The organism is Mesorhizobium sp. M1217 (assembly GCF_040318275.1).
Taxonomy (GTDB): domain Bacteria; phylum Pseudomonadota; class Alphaproteobacteria; order Rhizobiales; family Rhizobiaceae; genus Mesorhizobium.
The window spans coordinates 234,249-259,234 of sequence record NZ_JAMYMA010000009.1 but is presented as its reverse complement, the minus strand read 5'-3'; the positions used below and the strand labels follow the sequence as shown (position 1 = coordinate 259,234).

The following is a 24,986-nucleotide window of genomic DNA, read 5'->3' as shown; positions in this document are numbered from 1 at the left end:
CTTCCTGTTCGATGGTTCAGATCGCCGCTGAGGCGCGTTTGAGGATGTCTATATAGCCGTCCGCCTGCCAGGCGGAACGGCCGATGAACAAGCCGTCTATATGAGACTGTCCGATCAGTTCGGCGGCATTTTGCGGATTGACGCTGCCGCCATAAAGCACCGGCGGCACGGCCGGCAGCAGGTCGCGCGCGATTTTCTTGATCAGCGCCTGCTGTCTGCCGGCATAGTCCGAGCTTGCCGGCACGCCCTTGTCGCCGATCGCCCAGACCGGCTCATAGGCAAACAGGATCGTCGCCGCCCTGGCCGCGCCTTCGAGAAACTGCAGCGCGCCGTGCACCTGCAAGGCCAGCACCGTATCCGCCTGCCCGCTGTCGCGTTGAGCCAAAGTCTCGCCGACGCAGATCAGTGGCACGAGACCGTGCTTCACCGCCGCTGCGGTCTTCAGCCCGACAGCCTTGTCGGTCTCGCCGAAATACTCGCGCCGTTCGCTGTGGCCCAACTCTACCATATCAAGTTCGCAGTCTTTCAGCATTACCGGCGAGATCTCGCCGGTCCAGGCGCCGGCGTCAGCCCAATGCATGTTCTGCGCGCCGACCTTGATGCGCGTCGGCGACAGCGCTTTCTTGACCTCGCGGACCGCCGTGAAGGGTGGGATGACGAAGGGCTGGATGCGCTCGTCGAAACCGGGGACGAACTCGGCCAATGCCCTCGTGAAAGCCATCGCCTCGGCGAGCGTCTTGTTCATTTTCCAGCTGGTGCCGACCCAGTAAACCATGCGTGCTCCTCCTACTCTGCGACCACTGTCAGCGACACGCCGTCACCATCCAGCGCCGCACGCATCTGCGGCTGCGGCTCGCGGCCGGTGAAGACGGTATCGAAAGCCTTGAGATCGGTCAGGAAATGCAAGGCTGTGCGGCCGAACTTGCCGTGATCGACCAGCAGATATTTGCGCGCCGCAGCGGCCATCATCAGCCGTTTGGTCTGGACCACTTCCTGATCCTGGTGAAAGGCGGAAGCGCCGTGGATAGCCGATGACGACAGGAAGGCGACATCGGCGCGCAATGATTTCAGTGTATCTTCGGCGAGCAGGCCGAAGAAGCCGTGAAACTTCTTGCTGTACTGGCCGCCGAGCGCAATCAGGTTGATGCCGGCAACGCCCGCCAAATCCTGGATGACAGCCAGATTGTTCGAGATCACCGTCAGCGGACGCAGATCGACGAGATGCCGAGCAACGCCGCCCGCGGTCGAGCCGTCGTCGATGATCACCGTCTGACCCGGTTCGATCATCGTCACGGCAGCGGCGGCGATGCGCTTTTTCTCGTCGCCGGCCAGTCTCTGGCGGTAGCGGAAATCGCTCTCGAAAAGGCTGCTCGGCTGAATCGAGGCGCCGCCGCGTACCTTGCGCAGGAAGCCGCCCTCCTCGAGCTCGTCGAGGTCGCGGTGGACGGTCATCTTGGAGACGCCGAAGCGCGAGGCAAGATCGTCGACACTGGCGGTGCCGGTGTCCATCAGAAAATCCATGATGCCTTGCCGACGGCCGTCGCTCTTCATTTCCGCGGCTTCCTCGTGCAATCCGAACCACGTTCCGAGATATAACAGGAAACGTCGCATAGCCACCAGTATTTTTGTGATAATGTTATATCTGCCTGGGATATCATGACGCTTCTGACGGCGTGCCGTAACAAGAATTGCTGTCGGCCGGGCGTCCAGCGGTTGCGGTGCAGCGGAAATCCGGCCAGAAGCTTTAGCGGGCTCGACAATAGCCGAACAGCCCGCAAACACTGGCTCGAAACCGGATACGGGAGACTACTGAGTGGCTCGCATCACACTGAGACAATTGCTCGATCATGCCGCCGAATACGGTTATGGCGTGCCTGCCTTCAACATGAACAATATGGAACAGGGCCTCGCCATCATGGAGGCAGCCGAGGAGACCAAATCGCCGGTCATCCTGCAGGCGAGCCGCGGCGCGCGGGCCTACGCCAACGATGTCGTGCTGGCCAAGCTGATCGACGCGCTGGTCGAAATCCATCCTGATATCCCGGTCTGCATGCATCTCGACCATGGCAACAACGAAGCGACCTGCGTTACCGCAATCCAGTACGGCTTCACCTCGGTGATGATGGACGGATCGCTGAAGGAAGACGGCAAGACGCCGGCCGACTACGGCTATAATTCCGATATCACCCGCCGCGTCGTCGATATGGCGCATTGGGGCGGCGTGTCGGTGGAGGGCGAGATCGGCGTTCTCGGATCGCTGGAGATGGGCGGCGGCGAACAGGAGGACGGCCATGGCGTCGAGGGCGTCATCAGCCACGATCAGCTGCTGACCGACCCGGTTCAGGCCGAACAGTTCGTGCGCGACACCCGTGTCGATGCGCTGGCCGTCGCCATGGGCACCAGCCACGGCGCCTACAAGTTCAGCCGCAAGCCGGACGGCGCGGTGCTTGCCATGAACGTCATCGAGGAAATCCACCGCCGCTTGCCGAACATGCACCTCGTCATGCACGGCTCGTCCTCGGTGCCGGAGGAGCTGCAGGAGATCATCAACAAATATGGCGGCCAGATGAAGCCGACATGGGGGGTGCCGGTCGAGGAAATCCAGCGCGGCATCAAGCATGGCGTGCGCAAGATCAATATCGATACCGACAACCGCATGGCGCTGACCGGCGCGATCCGCAAGGTGCTGACCGAGAACCCGAGCGAATTCGATCCGCGCAAATATCTGACGCCGGCGATGGCCGCCATGCGGAAGCTGTGCAAGGAGCGTTTCGAGCAGTTCGGCACTGCCGGCAACGCACCGAGGATCAAGCCGCTGCCGGTCTCGGAAATGGCCAAGCGCTACAAGTCGGGCAGTCTCGATCCGAAATTCGGCTGACATATTCCGGTTCTGAGCAGGAGCCGCGTCGGCACCTGCTCATCCATCATGCTTTCGGCAAAAGACCGGCCCTGCCGGCCTCGATGAAGGGCGCCCAATAGTCGACCGATTCGCGGATCATGGCGACGACCTGGTGGTCGACGGGCTCGCGTTCGCGGAACGACAATTCGAGGCAGATCTCATTGTCGACGCCGCCGCCACGGCGAACAGTGTCCAGCAGCTTTTCCGGCGTGATGCGGCCGTCCTTGTTGTAGGCGGCAATGAACGGCCAATGGCCACCCTTGTTCATTGAGGATTGCTTGACGTGGATGATCGGCGATTCCTTTGGAAAGGCTTCGGCCCAGGCATAGGGGTCGATGTCGTCCGGATTGCTCGACGTCACGTCGCCATGGTCGATATCGACCATCATCTTGAGCGGGATCGCCATGCCGGCCGCATCGATCTCGCTCTGCAGCGTCCGGCAGCTTTCGATCGTATGGCCGAACTCGCGGCCGACCGACATCGGCTCCCAGAACAGGTAGGTCAAGCCGGCCGCTTTGGCGTGCTCGGCGACCGCGCGCCAGCATTCCAGCGCGATCTCGAAAAGCCGCGCGCGACGCTCGGGATCGTCATAGTCACGATGAGTGAAGATCGCGAATTGCGTGCCCATGCCGCGGGCGCCGAGCTCGGCCGAAATTTCGGCAAAGGTCTTGAACCAGTCGACATAATAGCGCCGCACGTCGGCATCGGGATGGCCGAAATGATTGAGCCGGCCGTAGGGGCCGGTCATCGCGGAGGTCACACGCACGCCGGTGCGGTTGAGAGCGGAGCGGAACAGGCGGATGAATTTGGCGATCGTCGCCGCCGGCCAACCGGGATTGACGAATTCATGCGTGAGCTGCACGTCGCGGATGCCGATGTCGTAGGCGATCGCATCGATCAGATCGTCCGGTTCGGCGAAACGATTGACCAGCGGGTTGGTGTTGAGGGACAGCGTAAAGGCCATCAGCCTGCCTTCGCCAGCCGGCTCGAGCACCAGTCTTCGAAGGCGGTTCTTTCTGCGGCGGACAGATGCAGTCCGTGTTTGGTGCGCCGTTCGAGAATATCGGCGGCCGTCTCGGCCCATTCATGCTCGAACAGGTAATTGGCTTCGCGCTCGAACAAATCCTTGCCGAAGCGCCGCCCCAGTTCAGCGAGCGAACCGGCCGCGCCGACCAGATCACGCGTCCTTGTGCCGTAGAGCCGGCCATAATGCTTGACCAGCGAGGCCGGCATCCAGGGATATTCGTGGCCGAGGTCACCGAGGAACTGCTCGAAATCGGCATTGGCGATATCGCCGCCTGGCAGATGTCCTTTCGAGGTCCACGGCTTGCCCATCTTCGGGAAGAACGGGGCGATGCGGTCGAGCGCGTGCTCGGCCAGCTTGCGGAAGGTGGTGATCTTGCCACCGAAGACGGAAAGCAGCGGCGCCTGTCCCGCCGCCACGTCGAGCTCGAAAATATAGTCGCGGGTGACCGCGCTCGGATTGTCGGCATTGTCGTCATAAAGCGGCCTGACGCCGGAAAACGAGTAGACGACGTCGCTGCGCGCAAGCTGGCGCTTGAAGTAGCGGTTGACCACCTTAATCAGGTAGTCGACCTCGCTGGCGTCGGCGGTCACGTCTTCCGGCCGCCCGTCATAAGGAATGTCGGTGGTGCCGATCAGCGCCAGATCGTTCTGGTAGGGATTGATGAAGATCACGCGCTTGTCGCTGTTCTGGACGAGATAGGCTTGCCGGCCTTCCCAGAATTTCGGCACGACGATGTGGCTGCCCTTGACCAGGCGCACGTTGCGCCTGGAATTCTGGCCAGCGACGCGATTGATGATGTCATTGACCCAGGGGCCGGCGCCGTTGACCAGCGCCCGTGCCCGAACCGTGGTCCTGACGCCGGTTCGACCGTCGCGCATCTCCACCGACCACAGGCCGTTTTCGCGGCGGGCGGCGGTGCAGGCAGTGCGGGTGAATATCCTGGTCCCACGCTCCGCGGCGTCGAGCGCGTTGATGACGACCAGGCGGGCGTCGTCGACCCAGCAGTCGGAATATTCGAAGCCGCGTTTGAAGCTGTCCTTGATCGGCGCGCCCTCGGGTGCGGTGCGCAGGTCAAGCGTGCGAGTGGCCGGCAGCCGCTTGCGGCCGCCAAGATGGTCGTAGAGGAACAGGCCGAGCCGGACCAGCCAGGCCGGCCGATCATCCGGGCTGTGCGGCAGCACGAAGCGCATCGGCCAGATGATGTGCGGTGCGGATTCCAGCAGTACCTCGCGCTCGATCAGCGCCTCGCGCACCAGGCGGAACTCGTAATATTCGAGATAGCGCAAACCGCCATGGACGAGCTTTCCTGATCTAGAACTGGTGCCTTCGGCGAGATCGTCTTTTTCGCAAAGAATGACCGACAGCCCCCGGCCTGCCGCATCGCGCGCGATGCCGGCGCCATTGACGCCGCCGCCGATGACGAAGAGGTCGACGATTTCGCTGTCACCGCTCATCTCGCTCTATGCCCTGTCGTCAGCATGGATTGGCCGGCGGCAGACCGGCGATGAAGCGGCGCACTTCCTCGGCCGCCTGCTCGGCTGCGTAGGTCACGGTGCGTACCGACGCGCCGGCGATATGCGGCGTCAGCGTCACATTCGGGAGCTGCAGCAGCGGCCAGTCGACGGGCACCGGCTCGACGGCGAACGTCTCCAGCATGGCACTGCCGATCTGCCCCGAGACGAGCGCCTCGTAGAGCGCATCGTAGTCGACCAGCGGTCCGCGCGCGGTATTGACGAAGATCACGCCGGGCTTCATCCGGGCGATGGCGTCCTTGCCGATCAGGCCGCGCGTCTCCTCGGTGACCCGGGAATGCAGCGTGACCACGTCGGAGCGCGACAGGAGATCGTCCAGCGCAACCAGCTCGACGCCGGCATTGCGGTCCTCGACGCTCAATTGCACATAGGGATCGGAGACCAGGATGCGGCAGCCGAATGCGCGCAGCAGCCGAACCAGCCTGGTGCCGATATTGCCATAGCCGATGACGCCAACGGTCATTTCGTTGAGCTCGCGGCCGGTGCGGTCGGCGCGGTAGAGATCGCCGCGCCACTCGCCCTTGCGCAAGGCTTCGTGGCCGACGCGGATCAGCCGCGTCTCGGCGAGAATGGCGCCGATGGTGAACTCGGCCACCGCGCTGGCGTTGCGGCCGGGCACATTGACCACGGTGATGCCATGGGCGTTGGCGGCAGCCATGTCGATGTTGATCGGCCCGCCGCGCGACACCGCAACCAGCCTGAGCGCCGGCAAGCGCTGCATCATGGTTTCGGAAAGCGGCGCAAGCTGGGTGACGAAGATTTCGGCATCGCCGATAAAATCGACCACCTCGTCCGGATCACCGAAATATTCCTTGACCTTGTCGAGGCCGAGCGCCGCATTGCCGAATTCCATCGGCTCGTCGGGCCATGCGGTCTCAATGGTGCGGATGTCGAGATTATCGCCGCAGGCCGCTTCGATTTTCTCGCGAAACACTTCCGGAAGCATGAAGCGGTCGCCGATGATCGCAATTTTGTTGGGCATGCTCTTCTCAATTCACGTCAGTTTGTCTGGATGCGGCCAGCGAACGCCAGACCGGCCGCAGCGCCTCATGCGCCAATGTGTAGGACGGAACAATCGCCTCGTAGGCAGCGGCAAGTTTTCGGTCGCTAGGTTCGGCCGCACGGAGCAAAGGCGTGACCCATTCACTGACGCAATCGTCCATTGATGCGTACTGGCCGACGCAGACCGCAGCAATCATCGCAGCGCCCGCAGCACCGGCCTCCTCGCGCTCGCTGGTGCGAATGTCGGCGCCGACCGCAGCACCCAGGATCTTGCGCAGAGCCGGGCTCCTGGCCGCTCCACCAGTCAGGCGGATTTCCTCGGGCAGCGGCCCCATGGCGGCGTAGCAATCGCGTGCCGCGAAAGCCAGCCCTTCGAACACCGCACGAACCATGTCGGCATAGCCGTGCCTGGACGAAATGCCGACGAAACCGGCCCTGGCATTGGCATCGACGAACGGGCCGCGCTCGCCCGCCTCGGAGACATAGGGCTGGTAGAGCAGCGAGCCTGGCTCGGACGACGATATCCACTGGTCGACCAGCGCGATCATCTCGCCATTGGTCCGCGTGATACCTTGCGAGGCGAGAATGCCGGAGGCGAGGCCGAGGACCCAGTCGATGTTGAGCGTTGCCGCCATGTTCGACTGCATCTGCGCAAAGACGCCCGGTGCCGGCATGGTCATCGTGTAGCCGGTTGCAGCTTCGTTGAGCAGAACCTCGTCCGGCGTCTCGGCAAGCCGCATATGCATTCCGGTGGAGCCGATTATCGAGCATCCCGGCTTGCGCTCGCGATCGAACAGGCCGGCGCCGAGCGCCGTGCAGGCGACATCGACATAGGCCAGAACGACCGGCGTGCCGGCAAGCAGGCCGGTCGCATCGGCTGCTGTCGCCGACAGTGCGGTGCTTTGCCTGGTGCCATCGACGATGGGCGGCAGCAGATGCCTGAGATCGGTGACGCCGAGCACCTCAAGAACATCGTCGCAATAGCTGCGCGTGCGGAAGTCGCCGAAGGTGAAGGTGCCTTCGGACGGGTCGGTGGCGCGTTGGCCGGTCAACTTGAAATAAAGCCAGTCCTTGCAGTGGAACGCCGTCGCTGCATTGGCAAGCATCGCGGGCATGTGGCGCTTCATGAAGACGAATTGCGACCCCTGCTGGCAGGCAGCGAGCCCGCTGCCGGTCTTTTCGAAGCGCAGCCGGTCTTCGGGCCGCGCGCGGATCTCCTCGACGACGGCGGCAGCGCGCGCGTCGAGCCACAGCCAGCCCTTGGCCACCGGCTCGCCATCCTTGTCGATCAGCCAGGTGCCGTCGCCCTGCCCGGTCACGGCGATGGCAATGGTCCGGCTGGCGAGATCCGGCACCTTGTCGGCCAGTTGGCGCAAGGTCGTCGCGGTATCGGCCCAGGTGCGGACTAGGTCCTGCTCGGCGCCGCCACCCGGCAGTGTCTCGTATCTGTTCGGCAGCGCGGCTGCCGCGATCTGCCTGCCCGCCGTGTCGAAGGCGACGGATTTGATAACAGACGTGCCGGCGTCCATGCCGATCAGCACATCCCGCATCAGGCAAGCTCCGTGCCGTGCGAAATGGCGTCGCCGCTCGCCTGATCGAAGACGTGCAGGTTTTTTGGATCGATGCTGACCTTGATAGGCGCCCCGAGTTCCAGGCGAGTCCGGTCATGTTCGACCAGAACCAGCGAGCCGCCGGCGAAGTCGGCGGCGATATGGGTCTGGTCGCCGAGCCATTGATTGGCCGAAACCGTGGCCGGCACACCGTCCTTGGAGCGGCGGACGGCATAGGGCCTGACACCGATGACGACGCGTTGCCGGTTGAGCAATTCATCGCGAACTGGGCCGCTGAACGCGTCCTTGTCGTAGTCGAGCGAAAGCCCGTCGGGCAGCTTGAGACTGATCTTGTCGGCAGCCGTGCCGACATAGGCCTCGAAGACATTCATCGGCGGCTCGCCGACGAAGGTGCCGGTGAACAGGTTTGCCGGCCGTTCCTTGAGCCTGTCAGGCGTATCGAACTGCTGCAGCACGCCGCCCTCCATGACGGCGATGCGATCGGCCAGCGCATTGGCCTCGGTCTGGTCGTGCGTGACCAGGATCGCGGTCAGGCCACGCTCCTTGATGAAATGCTTGATGCGGCCGCGCAGCACGGCGCGAAGCTGCGGCTCGAGCTGGCCCATCGGCTCGTCCAGCAGATGCAGGTCGGCCTCGCGGATCAGCGCCCGGCCGAGGCTGGCGCGCTGCTGCTGGCCACCGGAGATCGAGCTCGGATAGCGCTCGAGAATGTCCTCGATCTCGAGCAGCTTGGCGATGTTGGCAACCTTTGCATCGACCGCACTCTTCGCCAGCCTGGCCGCCTTGAGGGCGAAGGCCATGTTCTCGCGCACGGTCAGGGGCGGATAGAGCGAATAGCCCTCGAAGGCCATTGCGACGTTGCGCCTGACCGGCGGCAACGTGTGCACCTTGCGGCCGGCAACCGCGATGGTGCCACGCGAGACCTCTTCGAAGCCTGCGATCATACGCAATGTCGAGGTCTTGCCGCAACCGGACGAGCCGAGCAGCGCCACGATCTCGCCCTTGGCGATTTCCATCGTCAGGTTCTTGACCGCATGCACACCGCGGTCGATCGGACCGTAGAACTTGTCGACGCCTGAGAGGGTGATTGCGCTTGGGCTCATGCCGCTTCTCCACTGCGCAAATTGACGACGTTTTTCGAGCCAATGCGCTCGCCGCTCGCGCGATCGAACAGCAGGGCGCTTTTGCTGTCGACGGCTATATGCGCCCTGCCCTCGGATTGGCCAGGTGTCCCGGACGGACGCGAGACCAAGATTTCACGGCCGCGCACGGTTCGCGCCAGGGTGACGATCTTCTCGTTGAGCGGCGTCTCAGCCTCGACCGTCACCGGGATGGCGCCGGGCGTGCCTTCATCAACAAACGCCAGAGCCTCCGGCCGCAGGCCGATCACGCAATCACGGCCGACCGCCGCCTCATGCGCGCCGGCAAGATGGACCTGGACGTTGGACAGGCCGACATAGATGCCCTTGGCGTCCCGCGACGGCTTGACGTCCAGAAGGTTGATGGTCGGGTCGCCGAACAGCCGGGCAATCTCGACATTGGCCGGCTCGCGATAGATCTGCTCGGGCGTGCCGAGCTGTTTGACGACGCCTTGCGACATCACCGCGATGCGGTCGCCGAGCGCCATCGCTTCCTTGTAGTCTTGGGTGACGTAGATGACGGTCGCGCCACGATCGGCGAGCAGCCTTGGCAGCTCGAGGCGCATTTCGAAGCGCAATTTGGCATCGACGTTGCGCAAGGGATCATCGAGCAGCAGCAGCGGCGGCGAGCCGACCAACGCGCGGGCAAGCGCGGTGCGTTGCTTCTGGCCGTTGGACAGCGCCCGCGGCTTGTGGCTGAGCACATGGCCGATTTTCAACAGCTTAGCGACGCTCTCGACGCCGGTCTTTATCGTGCCCTGCGATGAGTGCTTCGCCTGCAGAGGCGTGGCTATGTTGTCGAACGCCGTCATATGCGGGAACAGCGCGAAGTTCTGGAATGCCATGCCGACGCCGCGGAACTCGGCGTCGAGATCGGTCATGTCCTCGCCGCCGATGAGGATCTTTCCCTCGTCGGGGTCGATGACCCCGGCCACCAGCCGCAACAGCACCGTCTTGCCGGCGCCGGACGGTCCGAACAGGACCAGCGTTTCGCCGTCGGCGACGGTCAGCGACAGATTGTCGAGAACGGTCTGGCTTTTATAGCGCTTGACGATGTTTCGCAGTTCGAGGCTTGCCATCGGACTATCCTTTCACCGCGCCAAGCGACAGGCCTTCGACCAGATAGCGTTGCGCATAGAGAGCGAGCGCCAGGGTCGGCGTGATCGACAGCACGATCGCCGCCGAAATCTGGCCATACTGGATGCCGGAGGACGTGATGAAGGCGAGCGCGCCGACCGTCACCGGCTGCTTGTCGGCCGAGGCGAGCACCAGCGCAAAAACGAAATTGTTCCAGGCAAAGATAAAGGCGAGCAGGCCGGCAGCGGCAATGCCTGGGCCGGCGAGCGGCAGCGCGATCTTGCGGAAGGTAGCAAACCAGGAATGTCCGGCAATGCGGTAGGCGTATTCGATGTCGGCCGGTATATCCTCGAAATAGCCGCGCACGATCCACAGGATCAGCGGCAGGCAGATCAGCTGGTAGACCCAGATCAGCCCGATATAGGTATTGGCCAGCCCGAGCTTCTGGAAATAGAGGGTGAGCGGCAAAAGCACCAGCAGCGCCGGCGCGAAACGGAACGACAGCAGCGTGAAGGCAATGTCCTCCGAGCCGCGAAACTTATGCCGCGCAAACGCATAGGCGGCCGGCACGCCGAGCAGCAACGCGACGGCAACCGAGGTGACCGACAGGAAGACGGAATTCCAGAGATTGCGCATGAAGGCGATGTCGAGCGTGCCGGCCGCCGTCATCAGCTTGCCGGTGATCAAGGCGGTGTAGTTGGCGAGCGTCGGCTCGAAGACAAGCTGTGGCGGAATCCGCAGGATTGTCTCGTTGGTCTGGAATGACATCATCAGGATCCAGACGATCGGGAACATGAAGAAGATCACGACCAGCGCCAGGGCTATGCCGCGCAGGATGCGTTCGAGAAGGGAGGTATGTTCCATGCCAGCCTCCTATGCCTGGCCGCGGGCGCGTTCGCGCAGCCGCAGCCAGTTCTTGATGAAGATGTTCGAGAGGAAATAGGTGATCGCCCACAGGATGATCATCAGCGCCGCCGAGCGGCCGACATTGGTCGACTGGAAGAAGTTGAGATAGGCCTCGACCTGGAACACGGTCAGCGTGTCGCCCGGACCACCCTGGGTCATGGCGTAGATGATGTCGAACTGCTGGATGGAATCGAGCAGGCGGAACAATGTCGCCGTCAGGATATAGGGGGTTAGCATCGGCAGGGTGATGCGGAAGAACACGAAGCTGCGCGGCACGCCGTCGAGTGCTGCCGCCTCGAAGGGCTGCGTCGGCAGGCTGCGCAGACCGGCAAGCAGCAGGATCATGATGAAGGGCGTGTAGACCCAGATGTCGACAAGCACGACGGTGAGCAGTGCCGTCGAGGGCGACGAGGCCCAGCGGAAATCCTGCAGCCCGATCAGGCTGGCGAGATAGCTGAGCACGCCAAAGCCGGGATTGGTCATCAGCTTCCACATCAGCGCGGCGAGCGCTGGCGCCGTCATCAGCGGCATCAACAGCATGATCGAGATGAAGTTGTTCAGCGTCGAGCGCTTTTGCAGCAGCATGGCGATGCCGAGACCGAGAAGCAACTCGAGCACGACGGTGATGCCGGCGTAGAGCAGCGACACCTGCAGCGTGTTCCAGAACTTCGGGTCGGTGAAGAACGAGATATAGTTGTCGCCCCAGTTGAATTGCCGCGCCCAAGGCTGGCTCAATCGGTAGCGCTGGAAAGAATAGACCACCGATGTGAAGAACGGGATCAGGATGCCGATGCAGACCAGCAAGGCCGGCAAGCTAAGGAGATAGGGCAGCACCCGCTTGCTGATCCTGAAGCCCGACGGCCTGTTTCTTTGTATTGTCGCCGCAGTCATCTGCTGCTCCGTCATTCTGTTGCTTCGCCGTCCCGGCCGCCCAAGGGAGCAAGGCGGCCGGTCGGGCGAGCAGGCGGTACCGCTCGGCACCGCGTCGCAAACGTATCACATCTCAAAGGCTGACCCGCGGACGGGCCAGCCTTGGCCGCGGCTTTAGCCGAGCCCGGCTTCCTTGAGCTGGCTGTTGATGCTCTCGGCCAACTTGTCGAGGCCTTCGTCGACCGGCACTTCCTTGGCCACCATCTTCTGCAGCGTCGCCGCCCATTCGGTGGTGAGATCGAAGAACAGCGGCTGCGGTGTGAACTTGATGCTGGCGCCCGGCGCCGAGACGTCGAACATCTCGACGTAGCCCGGATAGCTCTTGTTCAGCTTCTCGCGGAACATCTCGTCGTTCCAGACCGACTGACGAACCGGATTGACGAAGTCCATCTTGGTCGCACCGAACAATGCATGCTCGGGTCCGGATGCCCATTGCATGAAGTACCAGGTGGCGTCCTTGTCCTTCGAGAAGTTGGACATCGACAGCGACCAGATCCAGATATTGGGCGTCGGCGCCTTGGCGGCCGGGTTGGCCTTGAACGCCGAAAAGGCGAGCTTGCCGGCCATCTTGTTGTCGCCGCCATTCATGAAATAGCCGAGGATATCGGCGTCGAAAATCATCGCCGACGCACCTGCACCGAGATCGGTGCCGACCTGATACCAGGTGTAGGTCGACCAGTCCTTGGGGCCGCTCTCCTGGATCATCTGCACCCACTGCTTGTGGAAAGCCTTGGATTCGGCGGTGCTCATCGCGGCCGACAGCTTGCCGTCAGCCGAGACGTTCAGGTCCTTCTGGTCGAAATTAGCGTAAGCCGACAGGAAGCCCGGGTGGATCGTTGCCCAGGAGCGCGAGCCGCGCACGCCGATGCCGTAGACGCCGCCACCAACATCCTTGGTAAGCTTCGCCGCCGTAGCGACCATTTCATCCATATTGCCGGGAACGCTGACGCCGACCTTGTCGAACATGCCCTTGTTGTAGGTGATGTTGTTCTGCTCGAAGCCCCACGGAATGCACCATTGCTTGGCGTCTTCCGAACCGAGCGCGCCGCCCGGCTGGCCGTTCCAGGCGCAAGAATTCTTGACGCCGGGCAGGAAGTCGTCCCAGGCATATTTCGGGTTGGTCTTGGCCGGATCCTTGATCCATTCGTTGAGATCGGTGATCCAGCCGGCCGGGCCGTAGGTCCAAGTCATGTAGGCGCCGGTCATGAAGGCATCGTATTCGGGCGAGCTGGCCGACAGCGCGGCGGTAACCTTGTCGAAATAGACGTCTTCGGGGAACACGTCATAGACGACTTCCATGCCGGTCAGCTTCTTGAAATTGTCGAGGTTGGCAATCATCGCATCGGCGTAAGGATGCTTGTTGAGCAACAGCTTGATGGTCTTGCCCTTATGCGCCTGCCAGTCGAAATCAGCTGCGAGGGCACGGGTCTGCCCGAAATTGAGCAGTGTACCGGCGGTGCTGGCGGCAAGGCCCATTGCACCGAGGCCCTTGATCAGCCCACGGCGGTCGACTTGTCCACGCAGGAATGCGTCGATGAGGTCTTTCTCTTTCTCATGCATTTCTCTTCTCCTCCACAGGGTAGTTTCAACGAAATGGTTGCCGGCTACCCGACCGGCGTCTGTTCCACGAGCGATCGCGCCGTCCGCTCGTCGGTTATCAAGCCTTTGAGATAGCGGCCCTCCAGCACTGACTTGATGGCGCGAACCTTCACCTTGCCGCCGGCGACGGCGACAATCCTGCGGTTGCTGATGTCTTCGCGCGCCAGTGCCAGCGCCCGGTCGGAAAGCGTCGTCGCAACGGCCTTTCCGGCATCGTCGAAGAAATGGCCGAGCAGTTCGCCGACGCCGCCATTGCGGCGGATCTCCTCCATCTCGCCCTTCTCGATCATACCGGTAGCGACAAGCGAGGCCTCACGTTCGGCGGTGCCGATGCCGGCGATGAGCAAGTCGGCGGACTTGGCGAGGTCGAAGACATCGCTGACGCCCTTCTGCCCGAGCAACACGGTTCGATCCTCGACCGTGTTGGCGAACATCGGTACGGGCATCACATAGGCTTCCGCACCAGTCCGCTCGGCGACGCGGTGGATGACGTCATGCGGATTGGCCGAGAACTTGCGCGTCAGGCCGCCAAGCAGCGAGACGAAACGGATCCTGCCGGCCGATATGCGCGGCAGATATTCCACGCAGGCGGCAAGCGTGCGGCCGTGGCCGACGCCGATCAGCGCCTCTTCGCCGCGTTCGATCTCGCGCTTGAGAAACTGCGCGCCGGCAATGCCGAGCGCCTTGAGCGGCAGGTCCTCGGCATCGAAGTCCGGGACCACCTCGCAATAGTCGAGGCCGTAACGGCCGGACAACTCGTCCTCGAGCTCCACGCATTCTGAGACTTCGCCGTCGATATAGACTTTGACCAGGCCTTCCTGATTGGCCTTGGTGATGAGGCGATGCGCCTTGAGGCTGGTCAGGCCGAGCCGCTTGGCGACTTCCGACTGGGTCAGGCCGCCGGCATAGTGAAGCCAGGCAGCGCGGGCTGCCATCCCGGTCTCGTCGTCGCGCAGCAGGCCGTTGCCAAAACCAACCATTTCCGCCCTTGATATTTTTATCAGTTGCTGCAAAATTTTTCACAAGGCGTCGCCCGAGTCAAGCAACCGCTGCGTTTAAATCTCCGTCCGGGAGCTTGCCGGCCCGGGGCCGAACAGGGCCGCGCGAACCAACGGGCAAGAAGCAACACCGATCGCGCGCATTTAAAACGTTTGCAATTTCGCTTGGACTGATTACAAACGTTTCAAACTTCGTTCGGGAGGAACGATGCCGGGCCGCGTTACCACCCTCAAGGAACTAGCCGCACAGCTCGGCCTGTCGATCACCACCGTTTCGCGCGCCCTTGCCGGCCACGAGCAGATCGCATTGAAAACGCGCCAACGTGTCACCGAGGCCGCGCGCCGGGCCGGCTATGTGCCGAACACGGCAGCCCGCACGCTAGTCTCCGGCCGCAGCGGTTTTGTCGGCATGGTGCTGCCGATCCGCGGCCCCAATCTGGTCGATTCCTTCCTCGGCGAATTCGTCACCGGGCTCGGCGAAGGGTTGGTTTCGCACGGTTCCGACCTGATCCTGGCCGCAGCGGCGCAGGGCCAGTCGGAACTTTCCGTGCTTCGCCATGTTGTCGAATCCGGACGCGCCGATGGGGTCGTCGTCACCCGCATCGCCGAGGTCGACGAGCGGCTTACCTATCTGCGTCAACGCAATTTTCCGTTCGTCGCGCATGGCCGGCTGCTCGACGGTGACTTTGCCTATCATTGGCTCGATACCGATGGCGCGCACGCATTCGGCGAGGCCTTCGACATGCTCTACGATCTCGGACACCGCCATTTCGGCCTGGTGACGATTTCCGAGCCGATGACGTTTCGCCATCTCAGGCAGGATGGGCTCGCTGCCGCGATCGCCCGCCGAGGCGATCCGACGGTCAGGCTCGATGTGGCGACGGCACCTCGGTTCGATCGCGGTGCCCGCATCCATGCAATCAACCGGCTACTGCACGCCACCGAGCGGCCGACGGCCATTGTCGCGCTGTTCGACGAGCTGGCGCTGACGGTGATGGAAGAGGCTGCCCGAGCCGGCCTTGCCATTCCTCGCGACCTTTCGGTGATCGGCTTCGACAACATAGCCGCCTCAGCCTATGCGCCGCCGGGGCTAACCACTTTCGACGCCTCGATCCGCCAGTGCGCGCGCGAGATCGGCGAGATGCTGCTGACCGTCATCGGCAACAGGCCGGACGCGCCACTGACGCGGCTGGTCCGGCCGACACTTGTCTCGCGGGCAAGCCATGGCCCGGCACCCACAAGACAGAACTGACGCCCGCTTCGCGGCGCAACCCAGGGAGGAAGATGACGATGAATGCTTTGCGGATATTGGCCGGCGCCGTGCTGGCGCTGTCGCTCGCTGCCGGCGCAGCGCAAGCCCAGCAGGTGTTGTTCTGGTCGACACAGGCGCGACCAGTGGAAGAGACACAGAAGATGCGCAGCGAAGTGCTGAAGGGGTTTGACGGCCAGGTCGACTATCAGGTCGCCGAGGACGGGCCCTGGCTCACCCGCCTTCAGGCCGAACTGCAGGCCGGCTCCGGCACCATAGGCGTGCTCGGCGGCCTGCACGGAGACTTCTCCACCGTCGGCGCGGACCTTGTCGATCTCTCTGGCGTCGATCTCGGTGGCGTCAAGGTCAACGAGACCTACAAGAAGCTCGGCATGCTCGGCACCGGCGAGCAGAAGTACCTGCCATGGATGCAGGCCACCTTTCTGATGGCGGCCAGCAAGCAGGCGCTGCAATATCTGCCGGCCGGCACCGATCTCAACACCATCACTTATGACCAACTGATCGAGTGGGCGAAAAACATCGCTGAAAAGACCGGTTCGCCCAAATTCGGTTTTCCGGCCGGCCCGAAAGGGCTGAAGCACCGTTTCTTCGAGGGTTTTCTCCTTCCATCGTATACCGGCTCGATGGTGACCAAGTTCCGCTCGGCGGAGGCCGAGACGGCGTGGAACAAGTTCAAGGAATTGTGGCAATACACCAACCCGAATTCGACCAACTATGCCTTCATGCAGGAGCCGCTGTTGACCGGCGAAGTCTGGGTGGCATTCGATCACGTGGCGCGCCTCGCCGACGCCTTCAACCAGAAACCCGATGACTTCGTCGCCTTCCCGGCGCCGGCCGGCCCGGCAGGCCGCGGCTACATGCCGGTGGTCGCCGGCGTCGCTATCCCGAAGACCTCGCCCGACATGGACAAGGCCAAGGCACTGGTCGCCTATATGCTGAAACCGGAAACCCAGATCGCGACGCTCAAGGCGACAAACTTCTTCCCCATCGTCGACGTCAAGCTGCCCGACGACATGCCGGCCTCGGTGAAGGCCTTCAGCCCAGTGATCGCCACCATGACCGGAGCCCCGGATGCGCTGCCGGCGCTGCTGCCGATGGGACTTGGCGGCCTCGGCGGCAAGTTCAATCAGATCTACACCGACAGCTTCGAGCGCATCGTGCTCGGCGGCGAGGATGTGCACGGCGTGCTCGACGAACAGGCGACGGCGCTGAAGGCGATCATCGACCAGGCGAAAGCGCCGTGCTGGGCGCCCGACAAACCATCGCAAGGCGCCTGTCCCGTCGATTAAGAATCCTCCCCGGGCGTCCGGATTTCCAGCGCGCCGGGCGCCCACCCCTTTTGAAGCTTCGAATAGAGAGAGCTCCATGCACGGCAAGGCCCTGCCCTATCTGCTGCTGACGCCGGCGACGCTGTTCCTTTGCGTCTTCTTCCTCTATCCGTTTGCGCTGGTCGCCTTCGAGGCGTTCACCCGCGACGGCGGCTTTACGCTCGACAATTTCCGCACCATGACCAGCAGCTGGAAATTTCCGGTCACGGTTCGCAACACGCTGCTTCTCAGCGCCGTCGTCGTGCCCATCCAGCTGGTCATGGCGCTGCTGATGGCAACGATGGTGTCGCGACTTGCGGCCGGGCGCAGCGCCGCGCTTTATATCTTCGCTATTCCGCTCGGCATCTCCGATCTCGCCGCTGGGCTGATCTGGCTCGCCATCTTCGACCAGTCCGGCTTCCTCAACACCTTGCTCTCCAATCTCGGCGTCATCGACAGGCCGGTCATGTTCCTCGGCTACCAGAGCAAGCTGACGATCTTCATCGCCGTGGCGCTGGCCGAGATCTGGCGTGCGACCGCCATCATGATGGTCATTCTGGTCGCCGGCATGGGGCTCATCCCCCGGGAATATTACGAGGCGGCGGAGGTTTTTGGCGCTAGTCCGTGGAAGCGCTTCATCAAGATCACGCTGCCTCTGCTGCGCCCCAGCCTGCAGACGGCGATCATCCTGCGCGTCATCCTTGCCTTTGAGGTCTTTGCGGTGGTTGCAGCACTCGGCGGCACCAATCTGCCGGTGCTGATGGGCGAGACCTACAATTGGCAGTTCACGCTGCAGGACCGCAATGTCGCCGCCGCCATGGCGCTGTTCATCCTCGCCATATCGATCGGTTTCACGCTGTTCTTCCTGCGGGTGCTGCGTGTGCCGAAGGAGGCGCGGATATGAGCACGGTGGAGCTGTCGATCGCCGCGCCTGAGGCCCGCAAAGCCGGCAACTGGTTGCTGGTCGCCACCGTCATCCTGCTTTGCATCTGGGTGCTGCTGCCGATCTATCTGTTGATCGTCAACGCGCTGTCGTCGCCGGAAGAGGTGACCGCCTTTCCCAAGCGCTTCTTCCCGTCATTCGATTTCGGCAGCCTTTCTTTCTTCATCAATTTCGCCGGCGTCGCCAGGGCGCTGTGGAACTCCGTTCTCGTCGCCACGCTGACGATGCTCCTCTCGATCGGCTTCGGCGCACCCGCGGGCTACGCGCTGTCGCGCTTCGAATTCCCGGGCAAGGAAACGTTCCGTTTCCTCGTGCTGATGACCCGCGCCTTCCCACTGCCGCTGCTGGCGCTACCGCTGGCGGTGATGTTCATCCGCACCGGCCTCGACGACACCGCGATCGGGCTGGCGCTGGTCCACACCACGCTGGCGCTGCCATTCGCGGTGCTGATCACGTTCTCGCTCTTCTCCGGCATTCCAGTCGAGCTGGAGGAAGCGGCCTGGACGCTCGGCTGCACGAGATTGCAGGCATTCCGAAAAATCATTCTACCGCTGGCGCTGCCGGGCATCGCGGCGTCGGCGGTATTTGCCTTCACCATCTCCTGGAACGAAGTGTTTGCCGCCGCCGTGCTCACCATCGAGAACCGGACGCTGACCGCCTTCCTGCTGCAGAGCCTCGGCGAATCGCCGCTCTACCTCAAATTCGCCGGTGGCGCGGCACTGGTCATCCCGGCGCTGATCTTCATCTTCGCCGTTCGCAAATATCTGTTCGCCATGTGGGGGATCGCCAACCGATGACGCGCACAAAAGAGAACGCCGATGGCTGAGATCGCCATCAAGCAGGTCGCAAAACGTTTCGGTGGCTTCACCGCGCTGCATTCGATCGACCTGACCATCGCCGACCAGGAATTCATGGTGCTGCTTGGCGCCTCGGGTTGCGGCAAGACCACGCTGCTGAGGATGGTCGCCGGGCTGGAAACGCCAAGCCAGGGCGAGGTCTGGATCGGCGGCCGTCGCGTCGACCATCTGCCGCCGCGCGAACGCGGCATCGCCATGGTGTTCCAGAATTACGCCGTGTTTCCGCACCTGACCGTGTTCGAGAACATCGCCTTCGGCCTGCGCATGAAGAAGCTGCCGCAGCAGGAGGTCGAGGGGCGCGTCAACCGCACCGCGGAGCTCATGCACATCGAGCAGCTTTTGAAGCGCTATTCGGGCCAGCTTTCCGGCGGCCAGCGCCAGCGCGTGGCAGTCGCTCGGGCACTTGCGATGGAGCCGGACGTGATCCTGATGGACGAGCCGCTGTCGAACCTCGATGCGCTGCTGCGGCTCGAAATGCGCGCCGAGCTCAAGGGCGTGCTCGCCGCGTCCAAGACCACCACCATCTATGTCACTCACGATCAGGTCGAGGCGATGAGCCTCGCCGACCGCATCGCCGTCATGCATCAGGGCCATATCGTCCAGGCCGCCTCGCCGGTAGAGGTCTATCGCAATCCGGCCGCACGCTTCGTCGGCTCCTTCATCGGCAACCCGCCGATGAATTTCATCCTGGCGACGAAGGCGGCAGACGGCAGCTGGACCGTCGCCGGGCTGACGCTGCCCGGCCCCAAATCGGACAAGCAGACGATAGAATTCGCCATTCGCCCCGAGGATGTCGACACCGGCACCGAAGGGCTGCACGCCACCGTGCGCGTTGTCGAGCCGCTCGGACCGCACACGCTGGTCACCTGCGATGTCGAGGGCGGCCTGTTCCGCGCCATCCTCGAATCGAATGCCACGGTCGCCGTCGGCGATCACCTGCGGCTCTTGCCCAAACCCGACCGCATCCGCTGGTTCGACCCCGAAACCACCAACGCGCTTTGATCCAAACGCCCTTCGATCCTGAAAGTACGACCGCCCCCATGATATCTCTTGCTGTCGACGAAACCATCGCCCGCGCCGTAGAGGTGCTCAGGGAAAACGACCAAGGCACCTACACCATACCGACCAAGGGCCTCTACCCGTTCCAGTGGAACTGGGATTCCTGCCTGACCGCGCTCGGTCTTGCCCACTACGATGAGGCTCGAGCCTGGACCGAGATCGACACGCTGTTCGCCCACCAGTGGCCGGACGGCATGGTACCGCACATCGTCTTCCATGTCTGGAGCGACGGCTATTTCCCGGGACCGGAGGTCTGGCGGACGGACCGCCCGACCGCCACCTCGGGCATCACCCAGCCGGCGGTCGCCGGCTTTGCCGTGCGCCGCTTGTTTGACCAGGCCAAGGACAAGACGCTGGCGGCCGAGCGTGCCCGGGTGTTGCTGCCGAAAATCGATGCCTGGCACCGCTGGTTCTACGAAAACCGCGACCCGAACGGCGAAGGGCTGGTCGCCATAATCCACCCATGGGAGTCCGGTCGCGACAACTCGATCGACTGGGACGAGGCGTTTGAGCACGTGCCGACCGAAGGCGTCGAGCCCTACACCCGCCGCGACATCCTGCACGCCGATCCGGCGCATCGTCCAACCAAGGCACAGTATGACCGCTATATCTGGCTGCTGCAGCATTTCCGCGGGCTTGGCTGGGATAATGCCAGGCTGCACGATGCCTCGCCGTTCCAGGTCGTCGATCCCGGCTTCAATGCCATTCTGATCCGTTCCGCCGCCGATCTTGCCGATCTCGCCGAGGCACTTGGCGAAACCGAAATCGCAAAAGCCAACCGCGCCCGTGCCGAAAACGGGCTTTCGACGATGGAACGGCTGTGGAGCGACACACATAGCCAGTACATTTGTTTCGACCGAGTGGCCGGAAAGCACGTTGACAGCGCGTCGGTCGGCGGCATTCTGCCGGTGTTTTCGGCTATTCCGGAAAGCCGGGCAGCGGCCATCGCCGCAACGATCGAGCGCATCGCCGGCAAAGCGCGTTACATCGTCCCCTCGCACGATCCTGGCGATGCGCGCTTCGACGCCAAGCGCTACTGGCGCGGCCCGGTCTGGCTGGTGGTCAACTACATGATCGCTAATGGCCTTGCCGCCGCCGGCCACAGCCAAATCGCACAACGGATCACCCAGTCCAGTCTCGACCTGATCGCCGAGAGCGGCTTTGCCGAATATTACGATCCCCTCAGCGGCGAGCCGCTCGGCGGTAACCGTTTCACCTGGACCGCGGCAATGGTGATCGAGTTTTTGAAGGGTCGAGGCTGAAGGCCGGCCACGACTGGCAGTCCCGCGTGGGTTTGACAAACAGCAGTCCGTGTCTATCGTCTGCCTGTTACAGGAGCGGCGCATGACGACACCATCCGTGAGCGCTCTGTCCCCACTGACCGGCGAACTCCTGTCGCGGCTGGAGAAGCGGCTGGACCGGTCGGCGATCGTTTCGGCCGATGAGGCCGGGCCGCGTTACAGGGAAGACCCCGACGGCAAAGCCGGCGTATCGCCGGAGTTCGTGCTGCGTCCACGTACGGCCGGCGAGGTGTCGGACATACTTCGCCTGTGCAACGAGGCCGGACAGAGGCTTGTCATCCAGGGTGGCCGGACCGGGCTCGCCGGCGGCGCTCGCGTCCAACCCGGCGAAGCGGTGCTGTCGCTGGAGTGTATGACTTCCGTTGAAGCCCTCGACCGTGAAGCGGCGACCATCATCGCCGAGGCCGGCGCGCCGCTGCAAACGGTGCAGGAAGCCGCCGATGCGGCCGGCTTGCTGTTCGGCGTCGACATCGGAGCGCGCGGCGCGGCGACCGTCGGCGGTAATGTCGCCACCAATGCCGGCGGCATCCGCGTGCTGCGCTACGGCATGTACCGGGCGCAGGTGCTTGGCCTGGAAGCGGTGCTTGCCGACGGCGGCATCCTGACCTCGCTCAAGGGTTTGGCGAAGGACAATTCCGGCTATGACCTCAGCCAATTGTTCATCGGCAGTGAGGGCACGCTCGGCGTGGTCACCCGCGCATGCCTGCGGCTGCACCCGAAGCCGGCCACCGAGATCAACGCCTTCTGCGCGCTTGCTTCGCTCGACGCTGCAATCGCGCTGCTGGCGCTGCTCAGGCAGAAACTCGGGCCCTCGCTCTCGGCCTATGAGGTGAATTTCGCCCCGCTCTATGGCGCCATGATCGCCGGCATGGACGCGCCGGCGCCGCTGCCCGCGGGCTCGCCCGTCTATGTGCTTGCCGAGATACAGGGCAGCGAGCCCGACCGCGACGGCGAACGCTTTGCCGCGACGCTGATGCAGGCGGTCGAGGAGGGCGTGATCGACGACGTGGTCGTCTCGCAATCGCCGCGCGAATTCCGGGCGCTCTGGGCGGTGCGGGAGGAGGCCAACCGTTTCCTGTTTTCGATGGCAGGCCTGATTGGCGTCGATATCAGCATCCCACTGGCGAGAATGGCGACTTTCCTGGACGAAACAGAAGCAGCCATCAAGGCCGTCGACCCCGGCGCCGACATCTACGTCTTCGGCCATCTCGGCGATGGCAATCTGCATTACCAGATCCGCACGGTGGATCCGGCAGCCGCATACGGCACCGTCTACCGCGGTGTGGCCGCCGCCGGCGGCGGCGTTTCGGCCGAACATGGCATTGGCCTTGACAAGAAGGAGTGGCTGCATCTGGTGCGCAGCGATGCAGAGATTGCGGCCATGCGGCGCCTGAAAGCAGCCTTCGACCCGAACAACATCCTCAATGCCGGGCGCATCTTCGACCTTGCGACGGGCTGAAATCGAAGGCCGGTAGCGCTGGCCGGGTGCTGCCTCTATCTGGTCACGCCCTTCAATTTCGCATGCACCACCGCGATGCGGGCGGCGAGCGCGGCGTTGTTGCGGACCAGCGCGATGTTGGCCTTCAGGCTGCGGCCTTGCGAAAGCTCGTTGATGCGGGCGAGCAGAAACGGCGTCAGTTCCTTGCGCCCGATGCCGCGCTGCTCCGCTTCGGCTACCGCCGCTGCGATCGTGCCGTCGATGAATGCCGGATCGAGCGCGTCCGCTTCGGGGATAGGGTTGGCGACGAGAATGCCGGTGCCGGATTCCATCTCGTCATGCAGCAGCATGGCTCGCGCGATCTCGTCGGGGGTATCGAGGCGATGATCGGCCTTGAGCCCGCTGGAGCGGGTGTAGAAAGCCGGAAAATCATCACTCCCATAGGCGATCACCGGCACACGCTGGGTTTCCAGATATTCCAGCGTCTTCGCAATATCGAGGATCGACTTGACTCCGGCGCAGACGACAGTCGTGCCGGTTTGGCCGAGTTCGGTCAGGTCGGCCGAGATGTCGAAAGTCGCTTCGGCGCCGCGATGCACGCCGCCGACGCCGCCGGTCGCAAAAATGCCGATGCCGGCGAGTGCCGCGATCCGCATCGTCGCCGAGACGGTGGTTCCGGCCGAGCCGCCGTGCACCATGATGGCGGCGAGATCGCGCCCGGAAGCCTTGACCACGCCCTTTGCCGCTGCCAACTCTTCCAGTTCACGGTCGTCGAGGCCAACCTTGATCTTGCCGGCGACCACTGCGATCGTGGCGGGCACGGCGCCGTTCTCGCGTACCACGGTTTCGACGTCGCGGGCCGTCTCCAGATTGGCCGGATAGGGCATGCCGTGGGTGATGATCGTCGATTCCAGTGCCACCACCGCGCGGCCTTCATCAAGCGCGGTAGCGACTTCATCGTTCAGGTGGACAAGGGAAGGTTTCATCATCTCGCTTTCAGGCAGGAATGCGGTACATGCCGGCGGCAAGGAAGCGCGGCGATAGATCGGGGTGGACGCTGGATTCGGTCTCCGTGGTCAGCGTGGCGAGCAGTGCGCCGGTGCGGACGGCATGAGCTACCGGATCATCCGAAAGCACCTTGTACAAAGTGCCAGCGATCATCGCGTCACCGGCGCCGGTGATGTCGACGGCCTGCGCCGGGACGGAGCGCATCGTCGTAACACCGCTCTCGGTCGCAACGGCAAATCCATGCGCGCCTGCGGTTACGATCACCGTGCTGGCGCCGGCCGCGCGCAGCGCTGCTGCTGCTTCCTTCGGCGTTAGCCGCTTGTCGGCATCCGTCATGCCGAGCATCGTATTGGCCTCGTCATGGTTGGTGAACAGAAGGTCGATGCCGGTCAGATCCTTAGGCAGGCGCGCTGATTTCGGCGACGAGACTGTGTCGACGGCGAGCTTGAAGCGCGCGCCCTGCTTGCGCGAGATCAGTGCTGCGATGGTCGAAGCCGGCAGATTGCAGTCGATGAACACCCATGTCGCCGAAGCCAGATGCGGCCAGAAGCGGTCGAGATAGGACGACGAAAACAGATCGAAGATCTCCATGTCGGCAATGCCGAGCACCAGATCATTGTTGCGGTCGAGGATGGCGGCATATTCCGCCGTCGGCCGTTCCGTGGTGGTGATGACCTGGCTGACATCGGCGCCAAGATCGCGCAGGTGCCGCACCAGCGAGCGGCCGGTTTCATCGTCGCCGACGATCGAGACGAAGCTTATGTCGACGCCGAGGCGGGCAAGGTTTTCGGCGACGTTGCGGGCGACCCCGCCGAAGCTGCGATAGCCGTCGACCGGGTTCGACGTCTCGAAAATCAGATCCTTCTTGGCGTGGTATTTGCGGTCGAGCACCGCGCCGCCGACGCAGACCATGCGCTTGGACGTCGGCAAGACGTAACCACGGCCGAGAATGTAGCCCTTGTTGACGAGTTGCACGATGTGGGCCGCGACCGTCGAGCGGGCGATGCCGAGCGCCGTTGCTATGTCCTGCTGGCCGGCGAACGGGTTCGCCGCAATGAGGTCGAGAACCGCTTGTTCCTGTGCTCCAAGGTCGTCCATTGTCCCGCCCGGCCGTCAAATTCGA

22 protein-coding genes are annotated in these 24,986 nt (G+C 63.3%); 8 read left to right on the top strand and 14 right to left on the bottom strand.

Going from position 1 to position 24,986, the window contains the following annotated elements; translation table 11 throughout:
* Nucleotides 1–16 precede the first annotated feature (16 nt).
* Together NKH37_RS17880 and NKH37_RS17875 are read right to left on the bottom strand one after the other, a co-directional pair.
* The gene (locus NKH37_RS17880) at nt 17–775 is read right to left on the bottom strand and encodes a triose-phosphate isomerase (protein WP_352482707.1); all 759 of its coding nucleotides are present in this window, start codon (nt 773–775) and stop codon (nt 17–19) included.
* 11 nt (nt 776–786) lie between these two features.
* Complete coding sequence (locus tag NKH37_RS17875; RefSeq protein WP_352482709.1) at nt 787–1,551, bottom strand: DeoR/GlpR family DNA-binding transcription regulator; 765 nt, start codon at nt 1,549–1,551, stop codon at nt 787–789.
* Between the two features lie 262 nt (nt 1,552–1,813).
* On the opposite strand from NKH37_RS17875, the gene fba reads away from it, so the two are divergent.
* Nucleotides 1,814–2,878, top strand: coding sequence for a class II fructose-bisphosphate aldolase (fba, locus tag NKH37_RS17870; RefSeq protein ID WP_352493967.1), 1,065 nt, complete (start codon nt 1,814–1,816; stop codon nt 2,876–2,878).
* Between the two features lie 46 nt (nt 2,879–2,924).
* Here the strand turns inward: fba and NKH37_RS17865 are convergent, their stop codons facing one another.
* The 10 genes from NKH37_RS17865 to NKH37_RS17820 form a co-directional block, all read right to left on the bottom strand.
* Nucleotides 2,925–3,863, bottom strand: a complete 939-nt coding sequence (locus tag NKH37_RS17865) for a sugar phosphate isomerase/epimerase family protein (RefSeq protein WP_023716731.1) — start codon at nt 3,861–3,863, stop codon at nt 2,925–2,927.
* Nucleotides 3,863–5,380: a glycerol-3-phosphate dehydrogenase gene (locus NKH37_RS17860; RefSeq protein ID WP_352493966.1), complete on the bottom strand. Its 1,518-nt coding sequence runs from the start codon at nt 5,378–5,380 to the stop codon at nt 3,863–3,865. The genes NKH37_RS17865 and NKH37_RS17860 overlap by 1 nt, the downstream gene beginning before the upstream one ends.
* Nucleotides 5,381–5,399: 19 nt before the next feature.
* Complete coding sequence (locus NKH37_RS17855; RefSeq protein ID WP_352493965.1) at nt 5,400–6,440, bottom strand: 2-hydroxyacid dehydrogenase; 1,041 nt, start codon at nt 6,438–6,440, stop codon at nt 5,400–5,402.
* Between the two features lie 7 nt (nt 6,441–6,447).
* Nucleotides 6,448–8,010: an FGGY-family carbohydrate kinase gene (locus NKH37_RS17850; RefSeq protein WP_353004984.1), complete on the bottom strand. Its 1,563-nt coding sequence runs from the start codon at nt 8,008–8,010 to the stop codon at nt 6,448–6,450.
* Nucleotides 8,010–9,134, bottom strand: coding sequence for an ABC transporter ATP-binding protein (locus NKH37_RS17845; RefSeq protein WP_023716727.1), 1,125 nt, complete (start codon nt 9,132–9,134; stop codon nt 8,010–8,012). The genes NKH37_RS17850 and NKH37_RS17845 overlap by 1 nt, the downstream gene beginning before the upstream one ends.
* A complete protein-coding gene (locus tag NKH37_RS17840) occupies nt 9,131–10,249 on the bottom strand; it encodes an ABC transporter ATP-binding protein (RefSeq protein WP_023716726.1) in 1,119 nt (372 codons plus the stop codon). The genes NKH37_RS17845 and NKH37_RS17840 overlap by 4 nt, the downstream gene beginning before the upstream one ends.
* 4 nt (nt 10,250–10,253) lie before the next feature.
* Entirely contained in the window at nt 10,254–11,111 is an 858-nt protein-coding gene (locus NKH37_RS17835) for a carbohydrate ABC transporter permease (RefSeq protein ID WP_023676025.1), read from the bottom strand.
* 9 nt (nt 11,112–11,120) lie between these two features.
* Complete coding sequence (locus NKH37_RS17830; protein ID WP_023716724.1) at nt 11,121–12,044, bottom strand: carbohydrate ABC transporter permease; 924 nt, start codon at nt 12,042–12,044, stop codon at nt 11,121–11,123.
* Nucleotides 12,045–12,197: 153 nt separating this feature from the next.
* Nucleotides 12,198–13,643, bottom strand: coding sequence for an ABC transporter substrate-binding protein (locus NKH37_RS17825; RefSeq protein WP_352493964.1), 1,446 nt, complete (start codon nt 13,641–13,643; stop codon nt 12,198–12,200).
* Between the two features lie 44 nt (nt 13,644–13,687).
* Nucleotides 13,688–14,662 (bottom strand): sugar-binding transcriptional regulator, encoded by a 975-nt coding sequence (locus tag NKH37_RS17820; RefSeq protein ID WP_023676028.1) that lies wholly within the window; start codon nt 14,660–14,662, stop codon nt 13,688–13,690.
* A 226-nt stretch (nt 14,663–14,888) separates the two neighbouring features.
* Between NKH37_RS17820 and NKH37_RS17815 the strand changes: the two genes are divergently transcribed.
* The 7 genes from NKH37_RS17815 to NKH37_RS17785 all read left to right on the top strand — a co-directional run bounded on the left by NKH37_RS17815 (nt 14,889) and on the right by NKH37_RS17785 (nt 22,876).
* Nucleotides 14,889–15,932 carry a LacI family DNA-binding transcriptional regulator gene (locus NKH37_RS17815; RefSeq protein ID WP_352493963.1) on the top strand — a complete coding sequence of 348 codons (1,044 nt, stop codon included), beginning with the start codon at nt 14,889–14,891 and terminating at the stop codon, nt 15,930–15,932.
* 38 nt (nt 15,933–15,970) lie between these two features.
* Nucleotides 15,971–17,239, top strand: coding sequence for an ABC transporter substrate-binding protein (locus tag NKH37_RS17810; RefSeq protein ID WP_352845855.1), 1,269 nt, complete (start codon nt 15,971–15,973; stop codon nt 17,237–17,239).
* Nucleotides 17,240–17,315: 76 nt separating this feature from the next.
* Nucleotides 17,316–18,161 carry a carbohydrate ABC transporter permease gene (locus tag NKH37_RS17805; protein ID WP_023716719.1) on the top strand — a complete coding sequence of 282 codons (846 nt, stop codon included), beginning with the start codon at nt 17,316–17,318 and terminating at the stop codon, nt 18,159–18,161.
* Nucleotides 18,158–18,997, top strand: a complete 840-nt coding sequence (locus NKH37_RS17800) for a carbohydrate ABC transporter permease (protein WP_352493961.1) — start codon at nt 18,158–18,160, stop codon at nt 18,995–18,997. Before NKH37_RS17805 ends, NKH37_RS17800 begins: the two co-directional genes overlap by 4 nt.
* A gap of 21 nt (nt 18,998–19,018) precedes the next feature.
* Entirely contained in the window at nt 19,019–20,059 is a 1,041-nt protein-coding gene (locus NKH37_RS17795; protein ID WP_352482714.1) for an ABC transporter ATP-binding protein, read from the top strand.
* A 38-nt stretch (nt 20,060–20,097) separates the two neighbouring features.
* Entirely contained in the window at nt 20,098–21,378 is a 1,281-nt protein-coding gene (locus NKH37_RS17790; RefSeq protein ID WP_023716716.1) for an amylo-alpha-1,6-glucosidase, read from the top strand.
* An 82-nt stretch (nt 21,379–21,460) separates the two neighbouring features.
* Entirely contained in the window at nt 21,461–22,876 is a 1,416-nt protein-coding gene (locus NKH37_RS17785) for an FAD-binding oxidoreductase (RefSeq protein ID WP_352493960.1), read from the top strand.
* Between the two features lie 35 nt (nt 22,877–22,911).
* Here the strand turns inward: NKH37_RS17785 and NKH37_RS17780 are convergent, their stop codons facing one another.
* Nucleotides 22,912–23,841: a pseudouridine-5'-phosphate glycosidase gene (locus NKH37_RS17780; protein ID WP_352547528.1), complete on the bottom strand. Its 930-nt coding sequence runs from the start codon at nt 23,839–23,841 to the stop codon at nt 22,912–22,914.
* Nucleotides 23,842–23,851: 10 nt separating this feature from the next.
* The gene (locus tag NKH37_RS17775) at nt 23,852–24,961 is read right to left on the bottom strand and encodes a carbohydrate kinase (RefSeq protein WP_352845852.1); all 1,110 of its coding nucleotides are present in this window, start codon (nt 24,959–24,961) and stop codon (nt 23,852–23,854) included.
* Between the last annotated feature and the right edge of the window lie 25 nt (nt 24,962–24,986).